The organism is Streptomyces sp. NBC_01261, assembly GCF_036226385.1.
Taxonomy (GTDB): Bacteria; Actinomycetota; Actinomycetes; order Streptomycetales; family Streptomycetaceae; genus Streptomyces.
This window is the reverse complement of sequence record NZ_CP108463.1, coordinates 1,427,224-1,453,595: the sequence shown is the minus strand read 5'-3', so window position 1 is coordinate 1,453,595 and position 26,372 is coordinate 1,427,224. Positions and strand designations below refer to the sequence as shown.

Annotated in this window: 25 protein-coding genes; 12 read left to right on the top strand and 13 right to left on the bottom strand. The window is 70.1% G+C overall.

The annotated features are described in order from the left end of the window. Positions 1 to 27: 27 nt before the first annotated feature. Positions 28 to 921, bottom strand: coding sequence for a patatin-like phospholipase family protein (locus OG226_RS06375; RefSeq protein ID WP_328675733.1), 894 nt, complete (start codon positions 919 to 921; stop codon positions 28 to 30). A 185-nt stretch (positions 922 to 1,106) separates the two neighbouring features. Between OG226_RS06375 and OG226_RS06370 the strand changes: the two genes are divergently transcribed. The 3 genes from OG226_RS06370 (at position 1,107) to OG226_RS06360 (ending at position 3,828) form a co-directional block, all read left to right on the top strand. Continuing rightward, positions 1,107 to 2,195: an S-(hydroxymethyl)mycothiol dehydrogenase gene (locus tag OG226_RS06370; protein ID WP_328675732.1), complete on the top strand. Its 1,089-nt coding sequence runs from the start codon at positions 1,107 to 1,109 to the stop codon at positions 2,193 to 2,195. Further along, complete coding sequence (locus tag OG226_RS06365; RefSeq protein WP_329348255.1) at positions 2,195 to 2,824, top strand: MBL fold metallo-hydrolase; 630 nt, start codon at positions 2,195 to 2,197, stop codon at positions 2,822 to 2,824. Before OG226_RS06370 ends, OG226_RS06365 begins: the two co-directional genes overlap by 1 nt. Positions 2,825 to 2,913: 89 nt before the next feature. Beyond that, on the top strand, positions 2,914 to 3,828 hold the full coding sequence (locus tag OG226_RS06360; protein ID WP_328675730.1) for an SDR family oxidoreductase: 915 nt from the start codon (positions 2,914 to 2,916) through the stop codon (positions 3,826 to 3,828). A 9-nt stretch (positions 3,829 to 3,837) separates the two neighbouring features. Here the strand turns inward: OG226_RS06360 and OG226_RS06355 are convergent, their stop codons facing one another. Further along, the gene (locus OG226_RS06355) at positions 3,838 to 4,365 is read right to left on the bottom strand and encodes a hypothetical protein (RefSeq protein WP_329348254.1); all 528 of its coding nucleotides are present in this window, start codon (positions 4,363 to 4,365) and stop codon (positions 3,838 to 3,840) included. Between the two features lie 50 nt (positions 4,366 to 4,415). On the opposite strand from OG226_RS06355, the gene OG226_RS06350 reads away from it, so the two are divergent. Then, positions 4,416 to 5,219, top strand: a complete 804-nt coding sequence (locus tag OG226_RS06350; RefSeq protein WP_329348253.1) for an SDR family NAD(P)-dependent oxidoreductase — start codon at positions 4,416 to 4,418, stop codon at positions 5,217 to 5,219. On the opposite strand, the gene OG226_RS06345 is transcribed toward OG226_RS06350, so the two are convergent. Then, positions 5,193 to 6,593: a pyridoxal phosphate-dependent decarboxylase family protein gene (locus OG226_RS06345; RefSeq protein WP_329348252.1), complete on the bottom strand. Its 1,401-nt coding sequence runs from the start codon at positions 6,591 to 6,593 to the stop codon at positions 5,193 to 5,195. The genes OG226_RS06350 and OG226_RS06345 overlap by 27 nt on opposite strands. An 85-nt stretch (positions 6,594 to 6,678) precedes the next feature. Beyond that, positions 6,679 to 8,163, bottom strand: coding sequence for a glycine betaine/L-proline transporter ProP (gene proP, locus OG226_RS06340; protein ID WP_328686240.1), 1,485 nt, complete (start codon positions 8,161 to 8,163; stop codon positions 6,679 to 6,681). A gap of 335 nt (positions 8,164 to 8,498) precedes the next feature. On the opposite strand from proP, the gene OG226_RS06335 reads away from it, so the two are divergent. Continuing rightward, positions 8,499 to 9,197 (top strand): L,D-transpeptidase family protein, encoded by a 699-nt coding sequence (locus OG226_RS06335; protein ID WP_328675726.1) that lies wholly within the window; start codon positions 8,499 to 8,501, stop codon positions 9,195 to 9,197. A gap of 32 nt (positions 9,198 to 9,229) precedes the next feature. Here OG226_RS06335 and OG226_RS06330 read toward each other — a convergent pair whose 3' ends face one another. The 4 genes from OG226_RS06330 to OG226_RS06315 are packed head-to-tail and all read right to left on the bottom strand — an operon-like array spanning position 9,230 to position 13,729. Next, complete coding sequence (locus OG226_RS06330; RefSeq protein ID WP_329348251.1) at positions 9,230 to 10,429, bottom strand: Gfo/Idh/MocA family protein; 1,200 nt, start codon at positions 10,427 to 10,429, stop codon at positions 9,230 to 9,232. A gap of 56 nt (positions 10,430 to 10,485) precedes the next feature. Then, complete coding sequence (locus OG226_RS06325; RefSeq protein ID WP_329348250.1) at positions 10,486 to 11,829, bottom strand: ABC transporter substrate-binding protein; 1,344 nt, start codon at positions 11,827 to 11,829, stop codon at positions 10,486 to 10,488. Positions 11,830 to 11,839: 10 nt separating this feature from the next. After that, the gene (locus OG226_RS06320) at positions 11,840 to 12,796 is read right to left on the bottom strand and encodes a carbohydrate ABC transporter permease (RefSeq protein ID WP_328675723.1); all 957 of its coding nucleotides are present in this window, start codon (positions 12,794 to 12,796) and stop codon (positions 11,840 to 11,842) included. Between the two features lie 15 nt (positions 12,797 to 12,811). Next, positions 12,812 to 13,729: a carbohydrate ABC transporter permease gene (locus tag OG226_RS06315; protein WP_329348249.1), complete on the bottom strand. Its 918-nt coding sequence runs from the start codon at positions 13,727 to 13,729 to the stop codon at positions 12,812 to 12,814. Between the two features lie 182 nt (positions 13,730 to 13,911). On the opposite strand from OG226_RS06315, the gene OG226_RS06310 reads away from it, so the two are divergent. Next, a complete protein-coding gene (locus OG226_RS06310) occupies positions 13,912 to 15,072 on the top strand; it encodes an ROK family transcriptional regulator (RefSeq protein WP_329348248.1) in 1,161 nt (386 codons plus the stop codon). Positions 15,073 to 15,171: 99 nt separating this feature from the next. Further along, on the top strand, positions 15,172 to 15,357 hold the full coding sequence (locus OG226_RS06305) for a hypothetical protein (RefSeq protein WP_328675720.1): 186 nt from the start codon (positions 15,172 to 15,174) through the stop codon (positions 15,355 to 15,357). A 140-nt stretch (positions 15,358 to 15,497) separates the two neighbouring features. Here the strand turns inward: OG226_RS06305 and OG226_RS06300 are convergent, their stop codons facing one another. Together OG226_RS06300 and OG226_RS06295 are read right to left on the bottom strand one after the other, a co-directional pair. Further along, positions 15,498 to 16,865 (bottom strand): S1 family peptidase, encoded by a 1,368-nt coding sequence (locus OG226_RS06300; protein WP_329348247.1) that lies wholly within the window; start codon positions 16,863 to 16,865, stop codon positions 15,498 to 15,500. Between the two features lie 141 nt (positions 16,866 to 17,006). Then, entirely contained in the window at positions 17,007 to 17,990 is a 984-nt protein-coding gene (locus OG226_RS06295) for a hypothetical protein (protein WP_329348246.1), read from the bottom strand. Between the two features lie 166 nt (positions 17,991 to 18,156). Here OG226_RS06295 and OG226_RS06290 point away from each other — a divergent pair, with 166 nt between their 5' ends. The 3 genes from OG226_RS06290 to OG226_RS06280 are packed head-to-tail and all read left to right on the top strand — an operon-like array spanning position 18,157 to position 19,820. Further along, positions 18,157 to 18,915 carry a type 1 glutamine amidotransferase domain-containing protein gene (locus OG226_RS06290; protein ID WP_329348245.1) on the top strand — a complete coding sequence of 253 codons (759 nt, stop codon included), beginning with the start codon at positions 18,157 to 18,159 and terminating at the stop codon, positions 18,913 to 18,915. Between the two features lie 10 nt (positions 18,916 to 18,925). Next, the gene (locus OG226_RS06285; protein WP_328675716.1) at positions 18,926 to 19,312 is read left to right on the top strand and encodes a PPOX class F420-dependent oxidoreductase; all 387 of its coding nucleotides are present in this window, start codon (positions 18,926 to 18,928) and stop codon (positions 19,310 to 19,312) included. A gap of 37 nt (positions 19,313 to 19,349) precedes the next feature. After that, positions 19,350 to 19,820 (top strand): DUF1003 domain-containing protein, encoded by a 471-nt coding sequence (locus tag OG226_RS06280; protein ID WP_329348244.1) that lies wholly within the window; start codon positions 19,350 to 19,352, stop codon positions 19,818 to 19,820. A 116-nt stretch (positions 19,821 to 19,936) separates the two neighbouring features. Here the strand turns inward: OG226_RS06280 and OG226_RS06275 are convergent, their stop codons facing one another. From OG226_RS06275 to OG226_RS06265, 3 genes are all read right to left on the bottom strand, one after another. Further along, positions 19,937 to 22,723 (bottom strand): hypothetical protein, encoded by a 2,787-nt coding sequence (locus tag OG226_RS06275; protein ID WP_329348243.1) that lies wholly within the window; start codon positions 22,721 to 22,723, stop codon positions 19,937 to 19,939. A 158-nt stretch (positions 22,724 to 22,881) separates the two neighbouring features. Beyond that, entirely contained in the window at positions 22,882 to 23,295 is a 414-nt protein-coding gene (locus tag OG226_RS06270) for a Zn-ribbon domain-containing OB-fold protein (protein WP_328675713.1), read from the bottom strand. A gap of 151 nt (positions 23,296 to 23,446) precedes the next feature. Further along, the gene (locus tag OG226_RS06265; protein ID WP_328686239.1) at positions 23,447 to 24,127 is read right to left on the bottom strand and encodes a TetR family transcriptional regulator; all 681 of its coding nucleotides are present in this window, start codon (positions 24,125 to 24,127) and stop codon (positions 23,447 to 23,449) included. Between the two features lie 177 nt (positions 24,128 to 24,304). On the opposite strand from OG226_RS06265, the gene OG226_RS06260 reads away from it, so the two are divergent. Both OG226_RS06260 and OG226_RS06255 read left to right on the top strand, forming a co-directional pair. After that, positions 24,305 to 25,438 (top strand): substrate-binding domain-containing protein, encoded by a 1,134-nt coding sequence (locus OG226_RS06260; RefSeq protein WP_329348242.1) that lies wholly within the window; start codon positions 24,305 to 24,307, stop codon positions 25,436 to 25,438. A 77-nt stretch (positions 25,439 to 25,515) separates the two neighbouring features. Next, entirely contained in the window at positions 25,516 to 26,358 is an 843-nt protein-coding gene (locus OG226_RS06255; protein WP_329348241.1) for a hypothetical protein, read from the top strand. Positions 26,359 to 26,372 lie beyond the last annotated feature (14 nt).

Sequence of the window (26,372 nt, the reverse complement as noted above, 5' to 3'; positions counted from 1 at the left end):
GCGCTCCTCGGGAGTCGGTCGGAGCATTCAGGCTACGTCGGTCGCCGCCCGCGGTGTCGGCCGGTCGTGGCCTGTCCAGAACGCGGCGACCTGCGACGCGATCTCTCGTCCGAGGTCGCGACCGGCAAGGGCGGACGGCCCGCGCACGCCCGGATCAAGCGGGTTGGTGCCGAACGCGGCGACCGCGGCGGCATCCGCGTACACCACGTGCACGCGTGACGGCGCGAGCGTGGCGAGTTCCGCGGGGTCGATCGAATATTCCGTTGCCGTGCGCTCCGGCTGCGGGAGGAGCACCAGAACGGGGTCGAAGCCGACTGCGAGGTCCGCGTTCGCCATCGTGCGCACCCCTCCGTCGATGTAGCGGTGTCCTGCCAGCGGAACGACGGGCCAGACGCCCGGAACGGCCGAACTCGCCTCGACGGCGTCGACGAGCGAGATCCCCGACGTCCGGTCGAACACGACCGGGACCCCGGTGTCCGCATCCACCGCGGTGATGCGGAGATCGCGGTCGCTCCACGTCATGCCGGAGAGCCGAGCCTCGATCGTGCCGCGGCGGACCGCACGGTCAACTGTCCTGGTGTCCTTGGCGATCGCGCCGATCCGGCGGCGTGCGTCGTCCGGCGAGGTCGCCTCGCTGTGGGCCGCGGCCATGCTCGCCATGAAGGCGTCGAAGTCGGCTTCGACATACACCTCGGTCGGCGTCTCGTGGAGTTGCCGCTCGAAGAGAGCTTCGAGCGGTGCACCCGTGGAGAGGTGAGCGGCCACGGTCGATCCGGCCGACGTGCCGATCAAGGTCGTCGGCGCCCCGATGACACGAGCTGCCGCCTCCGGCTCGACATCCTGGATGCCGAGCAGCACCCCCGTCTCCCACGCGATCCCCGCGAGACCTCCGCCGGCCAGAACCAGTGCGCCATGTGCCATGCCGCGAGCCTACGCCACCCCGGCAACACGCCTGCCGCTTCCGTGACTTGGACGTCCGGCCGGTTCCCGGCACCGGGATCCCGGTGCGAGCGGCCACTCCGCAGGAGGACGCCGTCGCGCCCTTACCGATCAGTCACGCGTAGGGTCGGAGGGCAGGGACAACGGCGACGAAAGGGTTCAGGACCATGGCGCAGGAAGTACGCGGCGTGATCGCACCGGGCAAGAACGAGCCGGTCCGGATCGAGACGATCGTCGTGCCCGATCCCGGACCCGGCGAGGCCGTGGTGAAGGTACAGGCCTGCGGGGTCTGTCACACCGACCTGCACTACAAACAGGGCGGCATCAGCGACGACTACCCCTTCCTGCTCGGTCACGAGGCCTCCGGCATCGTCGAGTCGGTCGGCGAAGGCGTCACCGACGTCGCCCCCGGCGACTTCGTGATCCTCAACTGGCGTGCCGTGTGCGGGAACTGCCGGGCCTGTCTGCGTGGCCGCCCCTGGTACTGCTTCAACACCCACAACGCCAAGCAGAAGATGACCCTCGCCTCGACCGGCCAGGAACTCTCCCCGGCCCTGGGCATCGGCGCCTTCGCCGACAAGACCCTGGTCGCCGCCGGACAGTGCACCAAGGTCGATCCGGCCGTCTCTCCCGCGGTCGCCGGGCTGCTGGGCTGTGGCGTGATGGCCGGCATCGGCGCCGCCATCAACACCGGCAACGTCGGGCGCGGTGACACGGTCGCGGTCATCGGGTGTGGTGGCGTCGGCGACGCGGCGATCGCCGGGTCCCGGCTCGCGGGTGCGGCGCGGATCATCGCCGTGGACATCGACGACCGCAAGCTGGAGAAGGCCCGCTCCATGGGGGCCACGCACACGGTCAACTCCAAGGCCAACGACCCGGTCGAGGCGATCCGCGAGCTGACCGGTGGCTTCGGTGCCGATGTCGTCATCGAGGCGGTCGGCCGCCCGGAGACGTACAAACAGGCCTTCTACGCCCGCGACTTGGCGGGCACGGTCGTCCTCGTCGGTGTCCCGACCCCGGAGATGAAGCTCGAACTCCCGTTGCTGGACGTCTTCGGACGCGGTGGTTCGCTCAAGTCGTCGTGGTACGGCGACTGCCTGCCCTCCCGCGACTTCCCGATGCTCATCGACCTGCATCAGCAAGGGCGCCTGGACCTGGCCGCGTTCGTCACCGAGACGATCCAACTCGACGAGGTGGAGAAGGCGTTCGAGCGGATGCACGGCGGCGACGTGCTGCGTTCGGTGGTGGAGCTGTGATGGGCGCCCGTATCGAACACCTCGTCACCTCGGGGCAGTTCAGCCTCGACGGCGGTACCTGGGACGTCGACAACAACGTGTGGATCGTGGGCGACGACACCGAGGTCGTCGTCATCGACGCCGCCCATGACGCCGACGCCATCCTCGCCGCGATCGGCGACCGCAGGCTGACCGCCATCATCTGCACGCACGCCCACAACGACCACATCGACGCCGCCCCCGAACTCGCCGACCGCACCGGCGCCACGATCTGGCTGCACCCCGACGACCTGCCCCTGTGGAAGCAGACCCACCCCGACCGCGACCCCGACGCCCATCTCGCCGACGGCCAGGTGATCGAGGCCGCGGGCGCCGACCTGAAGGTGCTGCACACGCCGGGGCATGCCCCGGGCGCGGTGTGCCTCTACGACCCCGCGCTCGGCGTGGTCTTCACCGGCGACACCCTCTTCCACGGCGGACCGGGCGCCACGGGACGGTCGTACTCCCACTTCCCGACGATCATCGACTCCATCCGCGACCGGCTGCTGACCCTCCCGGCCGAGACGAAGGTGCTCACGGGACACGGCGACTCGACCACCGTCGGGGCGGAGGCCGCGCACCTGGAGGAGTGGATCGCGCGGGGGCACTGAGAGGCACCCGCTAAAACCCGACAGAAGATGTCCGGCTTCTCCTGCACGATCGACATGACAGCGAGTCGAACGAGCACGGGAGGTCGGACATGCCGGGTCCACTGGAAGGCAAGGTCGCGCTGGTCGCGGGGGCGACGCGCGGCGCGGGACGCGGGATCGCCGTGGAACTGGGCGCGGCCGGCGCCACCGTCTACGTGAGCGGTCGCAGCACCCGCGCGCGGCGCTCCGAGTACGACCGGCCCGAGACCGTCGAGGACACCGCCGACCTCGTCACCGCGGCCGGTGGCCGGGGCATCGCCGTACCCACCGACCACCTGGAGCCCTCGGCCGTACGGGCCCTCGTCGACCGGATCGACGACGAACAGGGGCGCCTCGATCTCCTCGTCAACGACATCTGGGGCGGCGAGCACCTCTTCGCCTGGGACACCCCCGTCTGGGAACACGACCTCGACAAGGGACTACGGCTCCTCCGGCTGGCGGTCGAGACGCACGCGATCACCAGCCACCACGCGCTGCCCCTGCTGCTGCGCCGGCCCGGCGGCCTGGTCGTCGAGATGACCGACGGGACCGCCGAGTACAACCGCGACACCTACCGGGTCTCCTTCTTCTACGACCTCGCCAAGTCGTCCGTCCTGCGCATGGCCTTCGCCCTCGGCCACGAACTCGGCCCGCGCGGCGCCACCGCCGTGGCACTCACCCCCGGCTGGCTGCGCTCGGAGATCATGCTCGGCCAGTTCGGCGTGGGTGAGGACAACTGGCGTGACGCCCTGGAACGCGTCCCCCACTTCGCCATCTCGGAGACCCCGCGCTACGTCGGCCGCGCCGTCGCCGCCCTCGCCGCCGACCCCGAAGTGGCCCGCTGGAACGGGCAGTCGCTGTCCAGCGGAGGACTCGCCCCGGTGTACGGCTTCACGGACCTCGACGGCAGCCGCCCGGACGCGTGGCGGTACCTGGTGGAGGTGCAGGACGCGGGGAAACCCGCGGACGTGACCGGGTACCGGTGAGGGACCAGGTCACGCCTGGGTCGTCAGCCAGCGGCCCGAGTGGCCGGGCGGGAGCGCCAGGTCTTCGCGTACGGCCGCGTAGTAGCCCTCGCGGCCGGCGCGCTGATGGTCCATCAACTGCCGCCAGGCATCCGGGTCGTGGGTCTCCGCGCGCATGAACCGCTCCATCTCCATCACCGCGCTGACCCACGCCCGGGCCTTCTCCACCACCTCCGGACTTCCCAGCAGGATCAGCGCCTCACCGGAGGGATCGCGGCCCACGGTCGCCTCGGCCAGCAGGGGTTCCGCCTCCGTCAGGCTCAGCGGATGAGGGTGCGGGTCGTTGTCGAGATGGGACGCGACCCGGTAGGTCAGGGTCACGGATTTCTTCAGCGTCCGGGCGTACTCGGCGTACACCTCCAGCCGCCGCTCCTCCCAACGGGCCGCCCGTTCACGGCGGAACCTCGCCTGATCGCCCCGCACGATCGCCACGTACGAGCCGAGGGCGCCGACCACGACGCCGATGAGCGCCGGCAGTTGCTGTAGGAACGCGTGCATGTCCGCACGCTATCTGCCGAGTTGATCGTTCCGGCAGTACGTTCGGGACCATGACTGACACAACGCGCTTCGAGGGGTACGGAGTTCTCGTCACCGGTGCGGCACGCGGCATCGGAGCGGCCATCTCCCGGCGGCTCGCGGAGGAGGGGGCGCGGGTTCTGGTGACCGACGTCGATCTGCCCGAGGCGGAGAGGACGGCGGCGGCGCTGCGTGAACTCGGCCTGGCGACCGAGGCGTTCGGGTGCGATGTGGGGGACCGGGAGGCGGTGGCGCGGGCCGTCGCCCGGGCCGTCGAGTCCTTCGGGGCGCTCGACGTCCTGGTCAACAGCGCCGCGCACTGCACGCCCGACCGCCCGCTCTTCGAGGACGAACCCGACGACGAGTGGGCGAGTGACCTCGACATCACGCTGACGGGGACGTACCGCTGCTGCCGCGCCGCTCTCCCGCACCTGGTCGCCTCGGGACGCGGGGCGATCGTCAACATCGGTTCCGTGAACGGCAGTCAGGACTTCGGGAACCACGCCTACAGCGCGGCCAAGGCCGGACTCACCTCGCTGACCCGCACCCTCGCCGGGCACGCCGGGCGGCGCGGCGTGCGGGTCAATCTGGTGATGCCGGGCACGGTGCGGACCTCGGCCTGGGAGGGCCGGGACGCCGAACTGGACGCGGTGAGCGGCCTGTATCCGCTCGGCCGGGTCGGCGAGCCCGAGGACATCGCCGCGGCCGTCGCGTTCCTCGCCTCGCGGGACGCCTCCTGGATCACCGGCACCACGCTCGCGGTCGACGGAGGGCTCACCGCGGTCAACTCCGGTTTCCTGCGGGCCCTTTCAGAGCGCAGGGCCAAGTGGGAGTGAGGCGAGAGCGGCCAGCACCCGGTCCGTGTCGGCCTCGGACGTACGCCAGTTGCTGAACGCGGCACGCAGCGCGGGGGTCCCGTCGTAGACCGTCGGCGTCAGGAACGCCTCGCCGGTGGCGGCGACGGCCTCCGCGACGGCGGACACCCGCTCCTGGGTGGGGTTCTCGGCCAGGGTGAAGCAGACGACGTTCAGCCGGACCGGTGCCGACAGCCGCAGGCCGGGGAGCGTCGCGATGCCCTCGCCGAGCCGGTGGGCGAGGCCGACGTTGCGCTCGACGATCTCGCGGTGCCCGGCGCGGCCGTAGGCCATGAGGGAGAACCAGGCGGGGAGGGCACGCAGCCGGCGGGAGTTCTCGGGGGTGAGGTGGAGGAAGTCCGGGTCGCCGGTCGGCGGGCCGAGGTACGGGGACGCGTTGTGGAACACCCTGGTCTGGAGGTCGCGGCGGCGGGTGAACTGGACGGCCGCGTCGTAGGGCACGTTGAGCCACTTGTGCAGGTCGACGCAGACCGAGTCGGCCGCGTCGAGGCCGTCGACGAGGTGGGCGTACGCGGGGGAGAGCGCGGCGAAGCCGCCGAACGCGGCGTCCACGTGCAGCCAGAAGGCATGCCGTTCCTTGAGAGCGGCGATCGCCCGCAGGTCGTCGAAGTCGACGGTGTTCACCGTCCCGGCGTTCGCGACGACGATCGCCGGGCGGCCCTTCAACTCGCCCAGAGCGGCGTCCAGTCGGGCCACGTCGACGGCCTCGCGGTTCCCGGCGAGCACGGGCACGTAGTGCATGCGGTCGCGGCCGATGCCCAGCACGGAGAGTGCCTTGCCGACGCTGGAGTGCGGGCTGCCGGAGAGGACGTCGACCGGGCCGAGCGCGGCGGCGCCGTCCTGGGACACGTCCACGCCCAGGCGTTCGCCGAGCCACTCGCGGGCGACGGCCAGCCCGACCGTGTTGGACATGGTCGCGCCGGTGACGAAGGCCCCCGAGTGCGCTTCTCCGAGCCCGAAGAGCTCACGCAGCCAGCCGACCGTCTCCCGTTCAAGCGCCGCCGCCCAGGAACCGGCCGCCCCGGACACGTTCTGGTCGTACGCGCTGGTCAGCCAGTCCCCGGCGACCGACGCGGGTGTCGCGCCGCCGGTCACGAAGCCGAGGTAACGCGGGCCCGCCGACCCCGACAGTCCGGGCGCCCACCGCTCGGCGAACCGCGCGAGAGCCGCCTCGCCACCGGCCCCCTCGACCGGCAGCGGCTCCCGGCCCGGCGCCTTGTCCCGCCGGACGACCGGCCGCTCGGCCATCCCGTCCAGCTCACGGGCGGCGATGTCGCGGGCGGACTGGAGGAGCGCGGGGAGCCGGGAGAGGTCGTCGGCGAGAGTGCGGTGCATGGGCGGCAGCGTAGGCCGAGGTCACGCGCGGGGTATCGGGCCACTTCGACGGAACTGGACTGGATCACACCCGAGCATGCCGGTGTCACTCGTCCCGGCGGGAGCGGTGCGGCAGATGCCCCTGGCGCAGCCGCAGCCAGGTGTCGCGGGCCCGGCGGCCCGCACGGGTGCGGCTGTGCGCGACCATCTCGCGCGCCTCCTGCTCGGACGCGGCCATCGCCGAGGACCCGCGCAGCGGCTTGCGCGCCGTCTCGCGCAGGAACAGGGCGGCGATCACCCCGATCGCGCCCGCGACCATGAGGTAGTAGGCCGGGACGAGTTCGTTGCCGGTCACGTCGACCAGTGCGGAGGCGATCAGCGGGGTCGTGCCGCCGAACAGGGAGACGGAGAAGTTGTACGCCAGGGACAGGCCGCCGTAGCGCAGATGGGTCGGGAAGAGCGCGGGGAGGGTCGCGGCGCTCGTGCCCGCGAAGCAGACCAGGAACAGGCCGAGGATCACGCAGCCGATGGCGGGGAGCACGATGCCGCCCTGGCGGATGAGCTGGAAGACCGGGATCGAGAAGACCACCATGGCGCCGCCGCCCCACAGGAACAGCGGGCGCCTGCCGTACCGGTCCGAGGAGCGGCCGACGACGGTGATGGTGAGGGCGACGAGCACCATGGTGCCCAACACCAGGAGCTGGGCGGTGAGTTCGGACTCGCCGAGGGTGGAACTCATGTAGGTCGGCAGGTACGACGTGACCATGTAGTTGGTGACGTTGTAGAGCAGGACGAGACCGACGCACACGAGCAGGGCCTGCCAGTGGTCGGTGAACACTTCCTTGAGGCGGCCCTTCCCGGACATCCGGGCCTCCTCCCCGCGCTTCTCCTCGACCTCCTGGAACGCGGGCGTCTCTTCCAGCCTGAGCCGCATGTAGAGGCCGATGATCCCCAGCGGACCGGCGACGTAGAACGGGATCCGCCAGCCCCAGTCGACCATCTGGTCCTCGGACAGGGCGGCGGTCAGGACGGTGACCAGGCCGGAGCCGAGGGAGTAGCCGACGAACGTGCCGAAGTCGAGCCAGCTGCCGAGGAAGCCGCGCATCCGGTCGGGGGAGTACTCGGCGATGTAGGTGGTGGCCCCGGCGTACTCGCCGCCGGTCGAGAAGCCCTGCACCAGCCGGCAGAGCAGCAGCAGGACCGGCGCGGCCAGGCCGATCGTCTTGTAGCCCGGCAGGAATCCCACCGCGAACGTACTGATCGCCATCATGATCATGGTGACGGCGAGGACCTTCTGGCGTCCCACGCGGTCGCCGAGGGGCCCGAACACGAGCCCGCCGAGCGGCCGGACGAGGAAGGCCGCCGCGAAGGTCGCGAACGTCGAGATGACCTGGGCGCCCGGTGAGCTGCCCGGGAAGAAGACCTTGCCGAGGGTCGAGGCGACGTAGGCGTAGACGCCGAAGTCGAACCACTCCATGGTGTTGCCGAGCGCCGCGGCTGACACGGCCCGTCGTACGGCCGGCCGGTCGGCCACCTTCACGTCGTCCGGGCTCAGGGTCTTCTTGCGCCGGCGCAGCAGCGTCCGCACCATGCGTTCGGTGCGCGCGTTTCCCGAGCCGAGCCCACTTCGTGGGTCGTTCGGGCCTGTGGGGTCCCGCTTGTCTGACCTCATGTGCACCTGTGCGTCGTCGTCGGTGGTTCCGCTTCGCGCGCCGCGCGGTGGCGAAACCCTGATTGAGCACAGGTAACCCATGTGACCCACCCGGAAACCCACCGTCCGCTTACGGATGCCGTCTTCCGCCGAGCCCGGTGGGCGGCGGAGAATGTCACCGTTTCGTCGCGGTCCGGCCCGGGCCACAACCCTGTCGCCCGCGCACCGGTCTAGGTGGCAGAGATCGCAGTTCCGGCGAAGGGGGAGGTTCCGACATGGGGGACATACGCAGACGAGGTGCCATAGCGCTCGGTATCACCGGGCTGGTGGCACCGCTCACGCTCGTGCTGGGCGGCGCTCCGGCGCAGGCGGCGACGAGCTGTACGACGCAGAAGGGGCCGTACCAGAAGCAGGTCGAGAAGTTCCTCGGCCGGCCGGTCGACGGGAAGCAGTCCGCCGCCGACTGCAAGGCGATCAAGGCCTTCCAGACCAAGCACGGCATCACGCCGAACATCGGCTACGCCGGGTCCGTCACCTGGGGCGTGATGGACCTCATGAACAAGCAGAAGGCCGTGGGCACCAAGCCCAACGCGGCCGGCAAGTGCCCGACCAACAAGGGCCGCATCGCCTGCGTCAACCTCACGCTCCAGATCAGCTGGATCCAGGACGGCAGCCGGCTCGTCTACGGCCCGGTCCCGGTGCGCACCGGCCGCAACGGCTACGAGACCCGCACGGGTCTGAAGAAGATCTACTGGCGGGACATCGACCACGTCTCGAACATCTACAACGTGCCCATGCCTTATAGCCAGTTCTTCGACGGCGGCCAGGCCTTCCACTCGGTCAACCTCAGCATGTGGAACCCGCCGGGCTCGCACGGCTGCGTCAACATGACCCCGGCCACCGCCAAGAAGTACTGGTCGCTGCTGAAGAACGGCGACGACGTCTTCGTCTACGGCCGCAAGCCGGGGACCTGACAGTCGGTCACCCGGCTTGCGTGACAGCCGAGTTACTCGGGCGCGTCCCCGAAGTCCGGGATCTCCAGCCGCGCCCCGCCCTGCCGTGCCGAGTCGTGCGCGATGATGCCCGGCAGGGTGTAGCGGGCCGCGACCCACGCGTTCACGCTGGGCAGGGTGCGGGAGTTGACCGCGGTCACGAAGTCGTCCGCCAGGAAGTGGTGGCTGCCCTCGTGGCCGTTGTGCAGGTTGTCGAACTCCCGCGGCAGCCGCGACCGGTCGTGCACCGGCGCCGAGCCCGAGGTGAAGGCGGCGCGGAGGTCCGGCGCGATGTGCTGGAGTGACGGGTCGTCAGGAGACATGGTGGGCTTGGGCTCCAGCAGCTCGCTGATGTCCTGCACCCCCTTCTTGTCCTGCCAGAAGGCCACCGTCGCGAGCTGCTCCATGCTCGCGTCCGTCCCGAAGAACCGGAAACGCGACTCCCGGATCTGCGAGGGATAACCCACCCGCCGGAACTCGTTCGTACGGAACGAGCCGCCGCCCGCGACCTCGAACAGCGCGGTGGCGTTGGAGAAGTCGTTGCCGAACTGGCTGACGTCCTTGTCGAAGACACCGTCCCCGCGCTCGTCCACGACACCGATCGCCGACACGCTCACCGCGTGCGTCTGCCACGCGCCGAGCACCCCGCCCACCGAGTGCGTCGGGTACAGCAGCGGCGGATAGCTCGCGGTCGCCTTCCAGCCGTCGCCGCCGCTGTACTGGTACGCCTCGTAGAACCCCAGGTCCATGTCGTGGACGTAGTCGCCCTCGGCGTAGAAGATCCGCCCGAAGGCGCCCTCCGCGATCTGGTTGCGGGCGTGCACGGTCGCCGGGTTGTACTGGCTGGTCTCGCCCATCATGTACGTCAGCCCGGTGGCCCGGACCGCGTCGATGATCGCCGCGATCTCCTCCGTGCTGATCGCCATGGGGACCGCGGAGTACACGTGCTTGCCGGCGCCGAGCCCCTGAAGGACCAGGGGGCCGTGCGTCCAGCGCTGGGTGAAGATCGCGACGGCGTCGACGGCCGTCGATTCCAGCATCGCCTCGTAGGAGGGGAAAGTGCCCGCCAGCCCTTGTTCGGCGGCCAGTTGCTCCGCCCGCTCCGGCAGGAGGTCGGTCACATAGACCTCGCTCACGCCCGGATGGGCCTGGAACAGCCGGGCGAACTGGCCGGAGAACTGGCCTGCTCCGACGATGCCGAGGGAGAACGTCATGGGTGCGTGTCCTTCTCTGACGGGGATTTCCCTGAGCGGAAATCACTGGACGAACATCACTGTCCGAGGATGAAGTTGATCTGTTTGTTGGTCTTGCCGAGGCCGCTGACCGGTGCGTCGTTGGCGTAGACGTCCTGCATGGCGGGGCGCATCAACGCGTACACATCCGCCGAGTAGTTGGTGATCGGGAAGGAGAAGGTGGCGAAGTCCTTCTTGTCGGCGACCGGCCGGGTGAAGGCCGTGACGTCGATGCCCTTCTTCTTGTAGGCGGCGACGGCGGCCTTCGTGCCGTCCGGGGTCGCGGGGAAGACGATGCCGTAACTCCCCACTGTCTTCTGGCAGTTGTCCGATGACAGGTAGGTCACCCACTTCCGCGCGCCCGCCTTGTTGTGGGCGTTCCTGGTGATCGAGTCGGCCAGTCCGTTCATCATGGTCGCCCGTTTCCCGGTCGGACCGGTAGGGGTGTAGGCGGTGCCGATCTTGATTCCCTTGGCCGCGGCGTACGTGGAGATCATCCAGGCGCCGTCGAACGCGGTCGCCGCCTTGCCCGCCGCTATCTGCGCGTTGGGCGGGTTCGCGCCGTCGCTGTAGTCCGTGAACGGCGCGAGATAGCCCTTCTTCGCCAGGCCGAAGTACCACTTGACCGTCGACTGGTAGGTCTTGCTGTCGTACTGGTACTTCGTGCCCCAGCGCTTCCTGTCCGTGTAGTTCCAGCCGGCCGAGGCGGTGAAAGGGCTCCACGTCGTCTGGCCGTCGGAGTCACCGGCGCCCCCGGTGGCCATGCCGTACACCTTGACGTGGTGCTTGTCGAAGCCCGGTTCGTCGCCCCGCCTGCCGTTCTTGTCGATGGTCAGATGGGCGATGGCCTTCTCGAAGGTGCCGCCGTCCGTCGGGTTCCAGGACAGGCTGTTGAGCTGGTCGGAGCTCAGGCCCGCCGACTTGGCCATCTTCTGGTTGTAGAAGAGGGCGACCGTGTCCCAGTCCTTGGGCGTGCCGTACTGATGACCGTCCTGGCCCTGCCAGTTGGCGGCGAGTCCGGGCTGATAGGCGGACGGGTCGATGTCGAGGTCGTCCAGTGGCTGGAGCACCTTCAGGTCGGCGAACTGGCCGAACTTCTGGATGTGGTCGGTGAACACGTCCGGCTGGGTGCCCGCGATGAAGCTCGCGGTGAGCTTGGTCCAGTAGTCGCCCCAGCCCAACTGGGTGATGTTCACCTTGAGTCCGGGGTTCTGCCGCTCGAAGCCCTTCGCGCAGGCCTGGTAGGCCGGGAGTTGGTTGGAGTCCCACAGCCAGTACGTCACCGTGTCCGAGGCCGAGCCCACCGAGTCGCCCTTCGCGCAGCCCGCCGTCAGGGAGAGCGCGAGCGCCCCGGTCAATGCCATGACCGTACGAAATCGCATGCCCTGCCCCTTACTTGATTCCGGTGAAGCTGATGGAACTCACGATGCGGCGCGCGAACACCCCGAAGAGGACGAGCATCGGGAGCGCGGCGATCAGGGTCGCCGCCATCAGACCCGACCAGTCGTAGCCGGTCTGCGGGGTCTGCGAGCGGAAGATGGCCAGCGCCACCGACAGCACACGCGAACTGTCGCTGTAGGAGACCATCAGCGGCCAGAAGTAGTCGTTCCAGGACGTGATGTACGTCAGCACGCCCAACGTCAGGACCGGCGTGGCCGCCATCGGCAGCAGGACCCGGAAGAAGACGCGGACCTTGCCCGCGCCGTCGAGCAGGGCGGCCTCCTCGACCTCGCGCGGGATGTTCATGAAGAACTGCTTGAGGAAGAACACCGCGAACGGCGTCATGAACATCGTCGGCAGCGAGATCCCCAACAGGGTGTCCACGAGCCCGAGTTGTTTGATGAGGACGAAGTTCGGCAGCAGGGTGAAGATCGCCGGCACCATCAGCCCGGCCAGGAAGAGACCGAACATCCGGTCCCGGCCGCGCCAGCGCAAGCGGGCGAAGGCGTAGGCGGCCATCGCCGAGAAGAACACCTGGCCGACGGTGACCAGGGTCGAGACGATCACCGAGTTGAGCAGATAGCGCCAGAACTTCAGCCCGCCGCCCGAACCGCCCTGTGCGATCGCCTCCTTGGTGGACTGGAGGCCGAGCGCCCGCTCGAAACCGCCGGTGGTGAAGTCGACCGGCAACGGGTCCGAGGGGTGGGCGGCGAGACCGGTGTTGGTGGAGAGCGCGGTGCGCAGGATCCAGTAGAAGGGCAGCAGGGTGATCAGCATGATCGCGGCCATCGCGACCCAGGCGGCGACCTTGCCGACGGAGGGCCGGGGCCGGGGCGGCCGTACGGTCTCCTGCTTTGCCCTGGTCGTAGGGGTGTTGGGCACGTTGGGCGTGGTGGTCAGGGTGGCCATGTCGACTCCTTCCGTTCAGCCGAGGTCGGTCTGGCCGGCGCGGGTGAGCCGGTACTGGAGGAACGTGATCGCGCTCAGCACGATGAGCAGGGCCACGGACATCGCGGACGCGTAGCCGAACTGGAAGCGTCCGAAGGCGGAGCCGTAGATGTAGTACTGGAGGACGTTCGTCGCGTTCGCCGGGCCGCCCGCGGTGGTCACCGCGACCGTGTCGAACACCTGGAACGAACCGATCACCGTCATGATCAGCACGACCGCGAGGACCGGCCGCAGCAGCGGCATCGTGATCCGCCAGAACATGCGCCACTCGCTCGCGCCGTCCACCTTCGCGGCCTCGTACATGTCACCCGGGATGGCCTGCAGCCCGGCGAAGAGCAGCAGCGCGGTGTAGCCGACGTGCCGCCACACGTTGATCAGGGCGATCGTCGGGATCGCCCAGGTCTTGTCGGCGAGGAAGGGGATGTGGTCGAAGCCGAGCCCGCCGATGATCTCGTTGCCGATGCCGAGCTGGGTGTCGAGGATCCACAGCCAGACGATGCCGGCGACGACGTTCGACATCAGGTAGGGCGTCAGCACGATCCCGCGCAACAGGGCGGACTGGGTGAGCCGTTGGAGCAGGACCGCGACGGCGAGGGCCGCCACCGTCTGGATGCCGATGTTGATGAGCACGTACTCGACGGTGACCTTCAACGACGACCAGAAGATGGGGTCGTGGACCATCCGGTCGTAGTTGTCGAGGCCCACCCACTTCGCCGGGGTCAGCAGGTTGAAGCGGGTGAAGCTCAGATAGATGCCGCGCAGCGTCGGCCAGAGCAGGAAGACCAGGAAGCCCAGCAGGGCCGGGGCGACGAAGACCGCCGCCAGCCGACCGTCGCCGCTGTCTTCACGGGCCCGCGGCCTGCGGGTCGGGGGACTGCTGGAGGCGATGGTCATCTGGAGACTCCCTTGTCTACGACGGCTCGTCCTCGGGCCACTTACTTTCGTCGCGAAAGAATCCAGGCGTCAATAGCTGTGCAGAGTTCTTTTCCGTGCGGGATTGCGGCCGTAGAGTGGCTCTGTTACTTCCAGAGGAAAAGAAACCTCGGGGAGGGAATCCTTGTGGGAGTGTGACCCTCATGACCACACGTGCCGCCAGCTGGCAGCCGCTGAGCCCCGGTGAACGCTCCGTCGCGATCGAGGTGCTCGTGCACGGCCCGCTGTCGCGCACCGACCTCGCGCGCCGGCTCGACCTCTCGGCGGGCAGCCTCACCCGCCTCACCAAGCCGCTGACCGAGTCCGGCCTGCTGGTCGAGGTCCCCGACGACGGCGGCCCGGCCGAGGTCCGCCAGGGCCGCCCTTCACAACCTCTCGACGTGGTCGCCGAGTCCCGCACCTTCCTCGGCATCAAGGTCACCGAGGACATGGTCTACGGCGTGGTCACCACCCTCCGGAGCGAGATCGTCGCCCGTCTCGACCGGCCGCTCACCACCCACGACCCCGCCCAAGTGGCCGATCTGCTGGGCGAGATGACCGGCGAGATCACCGCCCGGTTCCCCACGCTCACCGGCATCGGTATCGGCGTCGGCGGACTCGTCCAGGACCGTGCCGTGGTGGGGGAGTCGCCCTTCCTGCAGTGGAGCGACGTCCCGCTGGCCCAACTCGTCGAGGAGCGCACCGGATTGCCGGTCGTCGTCGAGAACGACGTGGCCGCGTTCGTCGAGGCCGAGACCTGGTTCGGCGCCGGGCGCGGCCTCGACCGCTTCGTCGTCCTCACCATCGGCGCGGGCATCGGCTACGGCCTCGTCCTCGGCGGCAAGCGCGTGCCGTACGCCGAGGAGGACCGCGGGTTCGGCCGCCACTGGATCCTGGATCCCAACGGCCCGATCACCCCCGCCGGTCAACGCGGCAGCGCCGTCTCGCTGTTGACCATCCCCAGCATCCGCTACCAGATCAGGGCCGCCACCGGACTCGACCTGAGCTACGAGGAGATCCTCGCCCGTGCCGCCGCCGGTGAGCCCATGGCCGCCCGTGTCATCGACGAAGCGGCCCGCGCGCTGGGCACGTTGGTCGCCCAGATCGCCAACTTCGTGCTGCCGCAGAAGATCCTGCTCGCCGGGGAGGGCGTCGGCCTGATCGACGTGGCGGGCAAGACGGTGGACGACACGCTCCGCGCCCACCGGCATCCGCTGGCCGCCCCGCTCGACGTGGAGACGAAGGTCTCCGACTTCCACGACTGGGCGCGTGGCGCTGCGGTGTTGGCGATCCAGGTGCTGGTGCTCGGTGTGGCCGAGGTGTGAATTGCGTTACAGGGCTTGACAGATGACGTGATCAGCAACACGGTCCGATATGTCCGGTTCGCTCGTGATTACTCACATCGCCTTCACCTTCGGCGACGTATGCTTCACACCATGTCCACCAGCGTTGAATCAGCCACCGAGCGATCGGCAGCCGAGGTCAACGAGGAGATCAGGGCCCTGTGGCACCGATCGGGCGGGACACTGAGCGTCGAACAGCGCGAGGAGTACCGACGGCTTGTGATGGAGTGGGCCGCCGCGGCTCCGCCGTCGGCCGAGGCGGCCTGAGCGCCACCGCTGTCGACCGACGCAGGTGTCGCTGTCGTTGTCGGTAGCTCGCCGCCCGGCCCTCCTCGTGACCCCGGTCCAGCCGGCCGAGCCCCTGTCGACCCGACCGACCCGATCCCCCGTCGAACTTCCTTGAATGATCAGCCCCACATCGCGGAGTAGTGCCGCTGGAAGGCCTTGCGGTCCTGCTCGGCGCGGATCCAGCGCGTCGCCACCAGTGCGATCAGGCTTCCCGCGATCACCAGCAGACCCGGGCCCACGTTCTTCGGGTCCGTGAGCCGCGACGCCAGGGTCGTCGACCCCGATGTGGTGTTCGTCGCGGGCGCCGAGATCCCGGGCGTGGCCGCACCGGCGGCTGCCCCACTGCCGGCGGCCGAGGCGGACGGAGCGGGCGAGGCGGCCGTCTTCGGCGCCACCAGCAGCTTCACGTTCAGCGCGGCGAGCGCCTTCGTCAGCGGCTGGAAGAACGTCGTACCGCCCGCCGTGCAGTCACCGCTGCCGCCCGACGTCACGCCCAGCGCGATGCCGTTGGCGAACAACGGGCCGCCGCTGTCGCCCGGTTCGGCGCACACCGTGGTCTGGATGAGACCGGTGACCGTGCCCTCGGGGTAGTTCACCGTCGCGTTGAGCGCGGTCACCTCGCCGTCGTGCAGCCCGCTGGTGCTGCCGCTGCGGAACACCTTCTCGCCCACGGCCGCGTCGGCCAGGCCCGTGATGGTCACCCCGCTGCCGTTGCCGATCGCGACCACGTCCGCGCCGTCGCCCGCCGAACCGCTCGCGTACTGCACCAGGGAGAAGTCACTGCCGGGGAAGTTGTCGGAGACCGTCTTGCCCAACTGCTGGTCCCCCTGGTTGTTGGCGAACCAGATGGACCCGACCGGCCCGCAGTGCCCGGCCGTGAGGATGAAGTCGTTGGTCCCGTCGGTCACGTTGAAGCCCGCCGAACAGCGCCCGCCGGTCGACAGGATCGGCTGCGCGCCGTTGATCCGCGTCGTGAACTTGCCCTGCGTGCGCTGCATCTGGACCGAGGCGCCGATGCCGGTCGCCACCTTCGTCATGGCGTTCCAGCCGGCGGTGGAGACCGAGCTGTCGGCCTCCACGAGCACCCTGTTGTTGCGGTAGTCCATCGCCCACGCGGTGCCCGGCACCTTGGGCGCCGAACTCAGTGTCGTGGCGGCCGAGTTCAGCACGTTCATGCTGTACCGCACGACCTTCGCCTCGGCGCCCGCCTTCGTCACCTGGGCCGCCGTCGTCGCATCGGTCACCGCGACGACCGTACGGCCGCCCGAGTCGACCCAACTGCCCGCCGTACGGGTCGAACCGAGCTTCGCCACCAGGGCGGAACCCTTGTCCGCAGGCGTCTGCGGCGCGCTGAGCGTGGCGGCGGACGTGCCGGAAGAGTCACTGGCCATGGCCGCCTGGGTGACCATGGCACCTCCCAGCAGGAGTCCGCCGACGGCCGCCAACCGTGTAACTCGCCGGATGACCCGTCGTCGTGCGTGCCTCATGCTTGGCTCCCGAACCCCGAACGTGCGGTACGACACCGCGGGGCTCTCCGGTCGTTGAGTGCCCTTCCTCCATACGTGGCCCGGCGCTCCCGTGTTCACCTCACGGAGGATCGGCTTCAGCTCGTGCGGCCAACGAGCCTTCTACACGGCCGAGTTGGCCTCGGCGGTGCCCAGCCGGAGCCCGCTGTCGTCGTCGCCCCAGACGGAATCCGTGCCGACGTACGGGCGCAGCAGCGAGGTGAGCGCAGGGTCGCCGCGGCCGTTCAGCTCGTCCGAGGCCAGCTTGCGGGCGATACCGGCGAGGAAGTCGGCCAGCTGCACCCGGGCGTCGGACCGGGCGGCGACGAGTTGTACGTCGCTCAGCGGGGCCGACTCCATGATCCAGGCGATCCGTTCCGGGGTGAGCATGTTCTGCCGGTCGTGCACGAGGCGAACGGACCGGCCACCGGCGAGCCAGTACCGGGCCGTGCTCACGATCGCGGGGAGCAGCGGATTGAGGACGGGGAACAGCACCGGGGAGTCCCGCATCCGCTCCCGGTACGACTCCGCCCGCGACCGGGCCGCCGCGAGCCGCCCCACGATCACGCCCGCGGTCGTACCGGAGTGCGCGTCGCGCAGGGTGTCGACCGTGCGGAAGAAGACATCGGCGGGGACGGTCGCCGCGGCGTCGTTCCTGACCCGGAGGAGTTGGTTGGAGGCGGCGAGGAAGTCCCGCCAGCCGCGCTCGCCGAAGGTCCGGGGCCCCTCCCGGAAGAGGGTGACCGCCTCGTCGCCGTCCCCGTTCTCGCCGAGCAGCAGGTCGACGGCGCGGTCCACGACGTAGAAGGTCTTCTCGATCAGATGCACATGGGCGTTCCCGTCGCGCAACGGTCCGGCCGGGCCGAGGAACGACTCCAGCACCGCCCGGTGTTTGTCCCGCAGCAGATGGTTCGCCTTGTACTCCGTCGCCGGCGAGCGGATCCGGCGCCGTATCTCCTGCACGTACTCGGCGGCCGTCTCCACGGGAAGCCGCACACTCGCGTGGGCGAAGACGTCCGTGTTCCCGCCGGTGAGGTTCTCGCCGTCCGAGCCGGACTCGTCGCAGGCGATCTCCGTCAGGGCGCCGTTCTCAGGATTCCCGGTCATCGCGCATCCCCCTGTCCTGTGCCTCATGACCAGCATCCCGCAGGAGACGTCCGGTGAACCGAATCCCCTGGCGGTGGGGGCGTTGCGGTGAGTGGGGAGTCCGTGTCGAAGCGAGCCGGGCCGCCGTGCCCTCATGGACACCCACCTCGGCTGCCATGATGACCCCATGCGCGTGCTGATGCCGGTCCCCGACCGGGACTTCGATGTCACCGAGGTCGCCGTGCCGTGGCGGTTGCTCACCGATGCCGGGCACGAGGTCGTGTTCGCCACCGAGCGGGCCGGGACCTTGCCCGCCGCAGATCCTCGGTTGCTGACCGGGGTGCTTTTGCGGCAGCTCGGTGCCGAGGACGAACCCAAGCGGTTCTACGAACAGCTCACCGCCGCACCGGAGTTCACTGCCACCGTCGCGTGGGCGGACCTGGACGTGAGCCGCTTCGACGGGCTGTTGCTACCCGGTGGGCACGCGCCCGGCATGCGCCAGTACCTGGGATCCCCTGAACTGAGCGCCAAGGCAGGGGAGTTCTGGAGGCTCGGCCGTCCGGTCGGCGCGATCTGCCACGGTGTTCTCGTGCTGGCGCGTACCCAGGACCCGGACACCGGTCGCAGTGTCATCGCCGGACGCCGTACGACCTGTCTGCCCAAGTACATGGAACGTACCGCCTACTTGACCACCGGCTGGCGGCTGGGCCGCTACTACCGGACCTACCCCGCCTACGTGGAGGACGAGGTGCGGGCCGCTCTCGACGAACCGGGGACGCAGTTCGAGCGCGGGCCCAAGGAGCTCACCCGGCGGGGTACCGCGAGTGACGACACGCATGCGTTCGTCGTGCGGGACGGCGCCTATCTGTCGGCTCGCTGGCCCGGTGACGCCTACCTTTTCGCTCGGCGGTATCTGGATCTCCTGCGGGCACCGGCGGGTGCTTAGACTGCCGACCATGGACGAGACCCCGCTGGACCGGCTCGGCGCAGGCCAGTACCTGCTGATCACCAGTTACCGCAAGAACGGCTCCCCGGTCGCCACCCCGGTGTGGGTGGTGCGCGACGGCGAGACACTCGGAGTGTGGACGGTCGCCGACTCCTGGAAGGTGAAGCGCATCCGGGCCCGCGCCGATGTCCTCGTCGGCCCCTGCGACCTGCGCGGCAACCCCACCGGCAACCAGGTCCCCGGCACCGCCGAGATCTGCGACGCCGACACCACCGCCCGCTACCGCAAGCTCATCACCCGCAAGTACGGCCTCACCGGGCGCATCACGCTCCTCGGCAGCCGGCTGCGCCGCGGGCTCGACGGCACCATCGGCATCCGCGTGACGCTCGCACCCTGAGGACGACTCCCTTGCACACCGAACCCAGGGAGAGCCCGTGGACCCCGCGCTGAACCCGGCCGATCTGCCCCTGCGGCAGGAGAGCGTCGTCTTCGCCCGGATGCGCGGTACCCAGGACCGGGTCGCCGACGCGATCACCGCGTTCGCCGGCACCATGCTCTTCGTCTACATCCACGCGCTGTGGTTCGCCGTCTGGATCGCCCTCAACGAAGGGCTCCTCGGTCGGGCCGGGATATTCGACCCGTACCCGTACGGCCTGCTCACGATGATCGTCAGCCTGGAGGCCATCTTCCTGTCGACCTTCGTCATGGTGAGCCAGAACCGTCAGGCGACCCGCGAGAACGTCCGTGCCGACCTCGACTTCGAGACGAACCTCCGCTCCGAGGTCTGGTCCGCCCACATCGGCGCCGCCCTCGGCCTCGACCCCCGCGAGGTCGAACAACGCGTCCAGGAACTCCTCACCGAGAACCGCGCCAAGATGAACAGCGGGACACAGAAGCCGAGTTGAGCACCCGCACGATCGCATGATGTGGCCAGTCGCACGATGAAGGGGCCGCGGCTCTCGCGCTGCGGCCCCTTCATTTGGTGCGATGTTCCCTTACGACTTTCCGTTACGACCTTCCGCTACGACGCGTCGAGCACCGTGCCGGTCAGTTCCGGTCCGCCGCTCTGCGGGTCGCCGTTGTCGTCCACGGCCAGGAACCGTACGGACTCGGGCTGTTCGGTCACCCGGTCGGTGATCGTGGGGACGCTGATCTCCCCGCTGAGCTGCCCCGCCGGGACGGACGTCCAGAGGAACAGGCTCAGTACCTTGGACAGCGGGCGCTCCGGCGCGGCTTCCTCACCGGAGTTCTCACTGAGCCACTGCGGGTCGACGTCCAGGGTGGACAACTCCGGGCCCGAGGCGATCGGTTGGACGAGGAACGCGGGGTTGAGTTCCACGTCGGCGGGCGCGGACAGCGTCACCTTCCACTGGAGGGGCTGCCCCTCGGTGACCCGGTCGGCGATCGGCGTGACGGTGAACGTGGGCATCGGGTCGTCGTTCTCGGTGGTCACCCCGCCGCGGTGGGCGCCGACGACCGCGCCGTGCACCGCCTTCACGAAGATGTCGTGCTGGACGCCGTAGTCGAAGCGGGTGTTGCCCTCGACCTTCACCGGTATGTCGATGGCGTTGCTGCCGGGGCTCACCGTCACCAGACGTGAAGTGTCCTCGCCGGTGGCCGGGTTGTCGACGTAGAGCCGGACCTGGCCGCTGCCGTGGCCGGACACCTGGACGGGTACGCGGTACGTCTTGACGCCCGAGTCCCCTTCCTTGACGGTGAGTCGGCCGATGTCGACGCGGGGGAGCGGGGCCGAGGTGACCGCCGGAGTGCCGGGGCGCCAGGCCCAGGCGTCCATCAGCCAGGCCTGGCCGGAGCGCGAACGCGGGGTCAGGTCGAGGGACTTGATGTGGCGCGGGTCGAGCCCGGCGTGCGAGGCGGCGGCCAGCGGCACGCGGACTTCGCGGGCCCAGTAGGAGGCGGTGCGCTGGGTGCCGGGGAGGCCGTCGACGCGGACCCGGCCGAGGGTCGCGCGATGGCCGGAGGTGTCGGTCACGGACACGTCGAGCTGGGTGCCGGTGGTGTTGGGCGGCACGATCACGCGCAGGGCGAGGCCCTTGGCGCCGCCGAGGGAGACGGGCTTGCTCGGACGGACCGTCACCGGTGAACCGGCGGCGGACCAGCGCAGCGCGACGGCGCGGCGGCCGACCTCCTTCGAGGCCTCCCACTGCGCGAAGTGCGGCGAGCTGCCCTTGGCGTCTTCGCTCAGGCAGGCGACGGCCGGGTCGGGGTCCACCGCGGAGCACAACTTGCCACCCGAGACGGTGACTTGACCGTCGGGCAGGAACCCGGCGCCGCGGTTCGCGCCCACCGCGTGGGTGAGCACTCGCGCGGGGTCCGCCGAGGGCGCCCGGCGGCCGGAGCCGTCGAGCAGTTGGCGCGCCCGGTCGTCGCCGCCGATGAACAGCCGTGCGGCCGTGGCGATGTAGGTGGAGCCGGCCTTGTGCTGCTGGTCGGCGGTCAGCCGGGTCGCGGCGCCCGGCGAGCACACCGCGTCCCGCTGGTCGGGGTCGTCGTAGAAGTCGTCGGACGCGGGCGCCTCGGCCTGGCCCGGCGTCCACTCGGTGTTGAAGAAGTTGTGGTCGGCGCCCTCGACGTAGACCGCGCTGTGCAGGGCGGCACCCCGGCTGACCCCGCGGGTGCCGTCGACGTAGACCTCGCCCTGGAGGTCGGAGACGTCACCGTCGCAGCCGGGCAGGATCGTCACCGACGGGACGTCGGCCACCGGGTTCTGGCCGAAGATGGTCGGGCCGATGAGGACGGTGCCGCGGATCTTCCAGCGGACCGGGCCGTGATAGCCGTCCTGGGCGGCCGGCGGCGGGTAGAGGCTGTCCATCGCCGCGCGGTTGACGCCCTCGCCACCGCGCGAGTGGCCGATCAGCAGGACGCGGGAGAGGTCGGCCCGAGGTGCGTTCCGCACGACCGCCGGAGCCGTGTCCGGGTGGGCGGACCAGTCGGCCCAGTGGGCCAGGTGCTGCCGGATCAGCGACGAACGGGCCTGCGCGCCGGCGTCCTCGGCTTCGGCGTCCTGCGCGTTGATGCCGTTCGCGGAGATCGACACCGTGACATAGCCCTGGGAGGCGAGGAGTTGCTGGTCGCGCAGGTAACCCCGGTAGCTCGGCACCGACTTGAGGCCGGCGGGGCAGGGCCAGTCACCGGTGATGTCCTCGGTGCCGGGCTTGTAGCAGGTGTAGTGGCGGCCGTGCAGGAACAGCGCGAGCGGCCGCTTGCCGGTGGCACCCTTCGGCGCGACCACGACGGCCCGCATCTCGATCGGCTGCGGATACCCGGGCAGCCGGACCGAGTCGAGCGTGTACTCGCCGGTCGTCGTACGGTACGTGCCCGGCTTGCCGGGATCGATCGCGCCGGCCGGGAGCGGGGCCGCGGGCCGCGCGGCGACCTCCGAACGTCCCTTGCCGGAGCCGCTGTTGTCACCGGCGGCGTCCAACCGCCGCCCTGCGGCCAGTACTTGAAGGTCCGTCAGCTGCTGGGGGGCTACGGCGCCGAGGCCGAGCCGGAACGTCCGTCCGTCCTTCGCCGGGCTCGGCACACCGAGGAGCCGGCCCCCGGCGTGGAACTCGACGCGCGCGTCCCCCATGGGCACCCGCGTGCCCGAGCGCCAGACCAGCTGCTGCGCGGAACCCTTCCCCGTGATCCGCCAACCCGGCGGGAGCGTACCGTCGTTGGCCGTCGCCGCCGCCGTGAACGGTCCGGCGTCCGACGGTGGCGCCGCCTGCGCCGACCCGGACATCCCTCCCGTCACCGCGAGCACCGCCGCGGCCGTGACCCATATTCGCCGGGCACGGAACAATGTGTTCTCCTCCTCGAACCCCAGGCTCAGGCGCCCCGTCGATCACGGGAGCCTCTCGCGCCCCGGAGGACGGAAAGCGGAGCCTGTGGGTTGCCTGTGGAGGAGGATTCGGCCGATCTTCGTCGGGTGGGCCCGAACCCGGGCTCGCGCCACAGCCGTCAGTGCCAGGCGCGGTACGGCTCGTCGAGGAGTTGGAAGACCGGCTCGCCGCGCACCGGGTCCTTGGCCGTGGACAGCCGGACGCGGTCGCCGCTGTGGATGCCGATGGGCGGGCCTATGACCCGGCCGCGCACCACGAAGCCCTCGGCCATCTCGATCAGCGACACATTGCGGGCGGCGGGGGTGTTGCGGTGCACGACGGTGGAGTGGCGGACCGTGCCGGTGCCCTCGCTGCGCTCCGTGCGCAGGTCGCCGCCCTGGCAGACGGGGCACAACAGCCGGTGGTACATGGCCGTGGCGCACCAGGTGCAGCGCTGGAAGAGGATGGTGTCCCCGTCCGCGGTGGGCGGATCGAGGAGGCCCGCCGGGGAGCCGACTGCCGGACGGGTCGCGAATCCTGAGTGGTGGTACACGCTGTCAACTCCCTGCGCTCGGCCGGTAATCCCGCGCGCACGGGCTGGCCGGGCACGCATGTGCGCGGCTTGCCGTGCCACCGTGCACGACCACAGGGTATGGCACTCAGTGCCAAGCGTAAAGACACTGCGTACCCTTGGCTTTTCCGGTTCAGTCGCGGCCGAAGGCGGACTCGATCTCCTGGACGACGCGCCACATGGGAGCCCCGCGCCGGGAGACGACCACCACGACGTCCTCGGGGCGCTGCTCCTGCCGTACGCCGACGGCCCGCACCGGAGGGTGTCCGAAGGCGGACTGCACATACCCCAGAGCGTGGTCCACCTCGGCACCCGCGTCGCGCTGCCCGTCCGAACGCAGCCAGGAGCGAAGGGCGTTGTTGTGCGCCGCGACCACGGCCGCCGCGATCACGTCCGCCTGAAGGGTGCCGTCGCGCCGCCCGGCGAAGCGCCCGCGCAGATAGTCGGCGAGGGCGCGCTCATAGCGCCACACCACCGACAACTCGTAGGCGCGCAGCCCCGGCACCTTCTTGGTGAGGCGGTAACGCTGCACGGAGAAGGTCGGGTTCTCGTTGTACATGCGCAGTACGAGCCGGGCCGCGTCGCAGACCCGCCGTACGGGTTCGTGCTCGTCGCCGCCGGCGGAGAGGAAGGCCGTCATGTCGGCCAGGCAACGCTCGTGGTCGGGGAAGACCACGTCCTCCTTGGACGGGAAGTAGCGGAAGAACGACCGCCGTCCGACCCCGGCCAGCGCCACGATGTCGTCGATGGTGGTCTGTTCGTAGCCCCGCTCCAGGAACAGCTGGAACGCGGCCGCCACCAGGGCGTCCCGCATGGGCGGCTTGGAGCTCATGGACGGGAACGTAGCACCAGGCCGACATGGATGGCACTCAGTGCGCTCCAGATGGGGACTGAGTCCCCTCACGGATCTGGAGCGACCGATGTGATCGAAACGATCGATACGATCCGCCGCATAGAGTGACCGCGACCAGTTTCACCTTCAGGGGGACCGATGCGACCGCACGTCGACCAGCGCCATGAGCGGGTGCTCGAACTCGTCCGTGAGCGCGGCAGCCTGCGGGTCGCCGAACTCGCGGTCGAACTCGGCGTCTCCGCCGTCACCTTGAGGCGTGACGTGGAGGCCCTGGCCGGCCAGGGCCGGGTGCACCGGCTGCACGGCGCGGTGGTGTGGCCGGGCGGCGAGAACACCGTCGGGACGCGGGCGGCGCGACAGGAGTCGGCCGAGGCCGCCGAGGTTGGCGAGTCCACCGCGTCCGCCGAGGGCGTCGTGATCGGAATGATCGTGCCGACCACCGCCTCGATCTTCGCCGGCACAGTGCGCGGTGCCCGCGAAGTCGTGACAGCACAGGGCGGCCGACTGGTGCTCGGAGTCTCCGGATACGTCGACACGGAGGACGCCGTCCAGGCCGGGCATCTTCTCGCGGGTGGCGCGCAAGGGCTGCTCGTCGCGCCCAGTTGGCCGGGCGGTGTGCCTGTCGGCGGTCAGGAACAGTGGCTCCTCGACCGGGGTGTACCCACCGTCCTGGTCGAACGCTCCGCCCCGCCCGGCAACCCCGCCGCCGCCCTCGACCGGGTGCGCACGGACCGCGCCCACGGAGCCGCGGTCGCCGTCGGCCACTTCGCCGCGCTCGGTCATCACCGGATCACCGCGGTACTCCAGGACGGCCCGCACGCCGCGCAGATCCTCGCGGGCTACGAGGCGGCCGTACGCTCCCTCGGTCTCGACGACGCCCGGGGTGCCCCGTCCGTCCGCGAACACGGCGACCACGAATCGAGCGTGGACCACCTGGTCGACGCGGTCCGCGAGCGCGGAGTCACCGCCGCCCTCGTGCACAGCGACGAGGACGCGATCGTGCTCGTGCCCCGACTCCAGGCCCGCGGCATCCGCGTCCCGGACGACCTGGCGCTCATCGCCTACGACGACGAGGTCGCCCCGCTCGCCGACGTGCCGCTCACCGCCGTCGCCCCGCCGAAACGAGCGGTGGGGGAGTCGGCCGCGAAGCTCCTCCTGCAACGGCTCGCCGAGCACGGGAGCGGACGGCGGCCTGCCCCGCGTCAACACGTCGAACTCCTCCCCGAGTTGAGGATCCGCTCGTCCTGCGGGGCCAAGACGCTCGACCGCTGATCACGGGCCGACCGTTTTGATCATTCCGCGCGAACGCTCTCGGTGAACGCCCTCGATCGGAGAAAAGGAGAACCGGCATGGCCTCCACACCCCTCGCCCGTCCCCGCATCCTGTACGTGACCGACCTGACCTACCCCGCACGCGGTCGCCGCTACTGCGACGAGGACATCGACCTGACCTCCCGACTGCGCGACGACTTCGACCTGGCGCTGTGTCATCCACTGGACGCGGTCGCGCTGATGGACGGCTTCGACGCGGTCGTCGTCCGCAACAGCGGTCCCGTCCTCGGCTACCAGGCCGAGTACGACGCGTTCCGCGAGCGCGCGCTCCGCACCGGGGCCCGGGTCTACAACCAGCTCTCGGGCCGGGCGGACATGGCGGGCAAGCAGTACCTCCTCGACCTGAGCGCCGCCGGGTTCCCGGTCATCCCGACCGTCGACCGCGTCGAGGACCTGGACCGGCTGCCCCGCACGGACCGCTACGTGGTCAAGCCGAAACTCGGCGCCGACTCCATAGGCCTGGAGATCGTCGAGGCCGACCGCCTGCCCGCCCTGGCCGACGGGAGCGTCCTCGTCCAGCCCTGCGTCGACTTCTCGTACGAGGTGTCCTTCTACTTCGTCGACCACGACTTCCAGTACGCCCTCCACGCCCCCGACACCGAGAAGCGCTGGCAGCTGGAACCGTACGAACCCGCCCTGGCGGACCTGGAGTTCGCGCAGCGGTTCATCGACTGGAACGGCGTCGACCACGGCATCCAGCGCGTCGACGCCTGCCGCGCCCCGGACGGCCGGCTGCTCCTGGTCGAGCTGGAGGACCTGAACCCGTACCTCTCGCTGGAGGCGCTCGACGACACGCGGCGGGACGCCTTCGTCGCCGCGCTGACGGCGTCCCTGCACCGGTTCGTGCGAGCGGGCGGTTGAGCTGAACTCCGGCG

Bases quoted from the DNA above. Each gene is read 5' to 3' on its own strand.
- OG226_RS06375 (WP_328675733.1), bottom strand. From the start codon at position 921: ATGGCACATGGCGCACTGGTTCTGGCCGGCGGAGGTCTCGCGGGGATC.
- OG226_RS06370 (WP_328675732.1), top strand. From the start codon at position 1,107: ATGGCGCAGGAAGTACGCGGCGTGATCGCACCGGGCAAGAACGAGCCG.
- OG226_RS06365 (WP_329348255.1), top strand. From the start codon at position 2,195: ATGGGCGCCCGTATCGAACACCTCGTCACCTCGGGGCAGTTCAGCCTC.
- OG226_RS06360 (WP_328675730.1), top strand. From the start codon at position 2,914: ATGCCGGGTCCACTGGAAGGCAAGGTCGCGCTGGTCGCGGGGGCGACG.
- OG226_RS06355 (WP_329348254.1), bottom strand. From the start codon at position 4,365: ATGCACGCGTTCCTACAGCAACTGCCGGCGCTCATCGGCGTCGTGGTC.
- OG226_RS06350 (WP_329348253.1), top strand. From the start codon at position 4,416: ATGACTGACACAACGCGCTTCGAGGGGTACGGAGTTCTCGTCACCGGT.
- OG226_RS06345 (WP_329348252.1), bottom strand. From the start codon at position 6,593: ATGCACCGCACTCTCGCCGACGACCTCTCCCGGCTCCCCGCGCTCCTC.
- proP (WP_328686240.1), bottom strand. From the start codon at position 8,163: ATGGTGCGGACGCTGCTGCGCCGGCGCAAGAAGACCCTGAGCCCGGAC.
- OG226_RS06335 (WP_328675726.1), top strand. From the start codon at position 8,499: ATGGGGGACATACGCAGACGAGGTGCCATAGCGCTCGGTATCACCGGG.
- OG226_RS06330 (WP_329348251.1), bottom strand. From the start codon at position 10,429: ATGACGTTCTCCCTCGGCATCGTCGGAGCAGGCCAGTTCTCCGGCCAG.
- OG226_RS06325 (WP_329348250.1), bottom strand. From the start codon at position 11,829: ATGCGATTTCGTACGGTCATGGCATTGACCGGGGCGCTCGCGCTCTCC.
- OG226_RS06320 (WP_328675723.1), bottom strand. From the start codon at position 12,796: ATGGCCACCCTGACCACCACGCCCAACGTGCCCAACACCCCTACGACC.
- OG226_RS06315 (WP_329348249.1), bottom strand. From the start codon at position 13,729: ATGACCATCGCCTCCAGCAGTCCCCCGACCCGCAGGCCGCGGGCCCGT.
- OG226_RS06310 (WP_329348248.1), top strand. From the start codon at position 13,912: ATGACCACACGTGCCGCCAGCTGGCAGCCGCTGAGCCCCGGTGAACGC.
- OG226_RS06305 (WP_328675720.1), top strand. From the start codon at position 15,172: ATGCTTCACACCATGTCCACCAGCGTTGAATCAGCCACCGAGCGATCG.
- OG226_RS06300 (WP_329348247.1), bottom strand. From the start codon at position 16,865: ATGAGGCACGCACGACGACGGGTCATCCGGCGAGTTACACGGTTGGCG.
- OG226_RS06295 (WP_329348246.1), bottom strand. From the start codon at position 17,990: ATGACCGGGAATCCTGAGAACGGCGCCCTGACGGAGATCGCCTGCGAC.
- OG226_RS06290 (WP_329348245.1), top strand. From the start codon at position 18,157: ATGCGCGTGCTGATGCCGGTCCCCGACCGGGACTTCGATGTCACCGAG.
- OG226_RS06285 (WP_328675716.1), top strand. From the start codon at position 18,926: ATGGACGAGACCCCGCTGGACCGGCTCGGCGCAGGCCAGTACCTGCTG.
- OG226_RS06265 (WP_328686239.1), bottom strand. From the start codon at position 24,127: ATGCGGGACGCCCTGGTGGCGGCCGCGTTCCAGCTGTTCCTGGAGCGG.
- OG226_RS06260 (WP_329348242.1), top strand. From the start codon at position 24,305: ATGCGACCGCACGTCGACCAGCGCCATGAGCGGGTGCTCGAACTCGTC.
- OG226_RS06255 (WP_329348241.1), top strand. From the start codon at position 25,516: ATGGCCTCCACACCCCTCGCCCGTCCCCGCATCCTGTACGTGACCGAC.